General features: G+C 71.1%; 1 protein-coding gene and 2 pseudogenes. All 3 read left to right on the top strand.

Going from position 1 to position 1,863, the window contains the following annotated elements; translation table 11 throughout:
- Positions 1-589 (top strand): annotated as a pseudogene (locus tag JF597_RS54940) (ABC transporter permease); the annotation flags it as partial.
- Between the two features lie 5 nt (positions 590-594).
- Positions 595-1,791 (top strand): histidine kinase, encoded by a 1,197-nt coding sequence (locus tag JF597_RS54935; RefSeq protein ID WP_294014710.1) that lies wholly within the window; start codon positions 595-597, stop codon positions 1,789-1,791.
- Positions 1,788-1,863: pseudogene (locus JF597_RS54930) on the top strand (DNA-binding response regulator); the annotation flags it as partial. The gene JF597_RS54935 and the pseudogene JF597_RS54930, both read left to right, overlap by 4 nt.

The following is a 1,863-nucleotide window of genomic DNA, read 5'->3' as shown; positions in this document are numbered from 1 at the left end:
AACGCCGACAGCACGTCGAAGGTCGACGGCACGGGCCTGACCCTGCCGACCTACATGATGGTCTCGATGGCCTCCTTCGGCGCCCTGACCGCCGTCCTGATGGGCAACAGCGAGCGCATCGCCAAGGAGCGGGAGGGCGGCTGGGTACGGCAGTTGCGGCTGACCCCGCTGCCGGGACGCGGCTACGTGTTCGCGAAGACCGCGAGCGCGGCCGTGGTGAGCCTGCCCTCGATCGTGGTCGTGTTCGTCGTCGCCGCGACCGTGAAGGACGTACGCCTGGACGCCTGGCAGTGGCTCGCGCTCACCGGCGCGATCTGGGCCGGAAGCCTCGTCTTCGCCGCCGATCACGATGATCACCTACTTCGGACTGTCGATGCTGGGCGGCCTGTGGATGCCGACGACGACCTTCCCGCAGTGGCTCCAGGACATCGCCAAGTGGCTGCCCACGCACGCGTACGCTGCCCTCGGGCAGGCCATCGAGCAGAGCCGCGCCCCGCACGCACAGGACATCGCCGTCCTGGCCGTCTCCTTCGCCCTGTTCGCGGGCGGAGCGGCCTGGCTGTACCGGAAGGACACGTTGAAGGCGTGAGCGCGATGACGGACGAACTGCGCGGGGACGAGGAAGCGCGGGCGGAGCGGCTGGTGCGCATCGGCCGGCCGCCCCGCAACCGGGGCGAGGTCATACGCAAGCTGGTGTGGATCGTGCCCTGGCTGGTATTCCTCAGCTCACCGGTGCGCGACCTTGCCTCCGGCCACCACACCGGTTCGGCCACCGCGGCGGGCTGGGCGGGCCTGACCGTCTTCACCGGTACCTATCTGGCGCTGGTCTTCCGGAACATGGGCCGGGCGTTCCCCGGCCGGATGGTCTGCGCCCTGGTCGGCGTGCTCTGGCTGCTCGCGGTCGTCCTGACCCTGAGCCTCGGCGGCTCGTGGCTCGGACTGTTCGTGTACGTCTCCGTGGCCTGCGGCGTGACCTTCCCGCTCCGGGCCGCGTACTGGGCGATTCCGGCGACCACCCTCTCGCTGGTGCTGGTTGGCCTGCGCACCGACCTCGACTCGGCCTGGGGACTGTTCCTCGTCGTGCTGCTCGTCGGCTACTCCATGACCGGCGTTCGCCAACTCGTGCGCACGACCGTGGAGTTGCGCAAGGCCCGCGCGACCGTCGCCCAACTGGCCGCGAACGAGGAGCGTCTGCGCCTGGCCCGTGACCTGCACGACCTCCTCGGTCACTCCCTGTCCCTGATCACGCTGAAGAGCGAGCTCGCCGGCCGGATGCTGCCCGACCATCCCGACAAGGCCGCTCAGCAGGTCAGCGACATCGAGCAGGTCAGCCGCCAGGCACTGGTGGACGTGCGCGAGGCCGTCAGCGGTTACCGCCGTCCCCGCCTCGCCGCCGAACTGGCGGGCGCCCAGGTCGCCCTGACCGCGGCCGGGGTCACCGCCCAGCTTCCCGCCGAACCCGAACTCGACGGCGTCCCCGAGGAGAGCGAGTCGACCCTCGCGTGGGCGCTGCGCGAGGCCGTCACCAACGTCGTACGGCACAGCGGGGCCCGGCGTTGCACGGTGGAGCTGTTGCATCGCCAGACCCTCGACGGGCCGAGGCTCGAACTCACAGTGGCGGACGACGGCTCGGGCGGCTCGGGCAACGGTCCGGGCAACGGTCTGAACGGTCTCACCGAGCGCCTGGAGAAGGCCGGCGGCACCCTGGAGGCCACCGGCACCCGGCACGGCTTCCGGCTGGTCGCCCGGGTGCCCGCAGGTTCCGCGGCCGACGTAGGATCCGCCACATGACGAGCCGCACGATCAAGGTCCTGCTCGCCGAGGACCAGTCGATGGTCCGCGAGGCCCTGGCCGCCCTGCTCG

This window comes from Streptomyces sp., assembly GCF_019510245.1.
Lineage (GTDB): Bacteria > Actinomycetota > Actinomycetes > Streptomycetales > Streptomycetaceae > Streptomyces.
The sequence above is the reverse complement of the archived record's forward strand: the minus strand, read 5'-3'. Positions and strand labels throughout refer to the sequence as shown.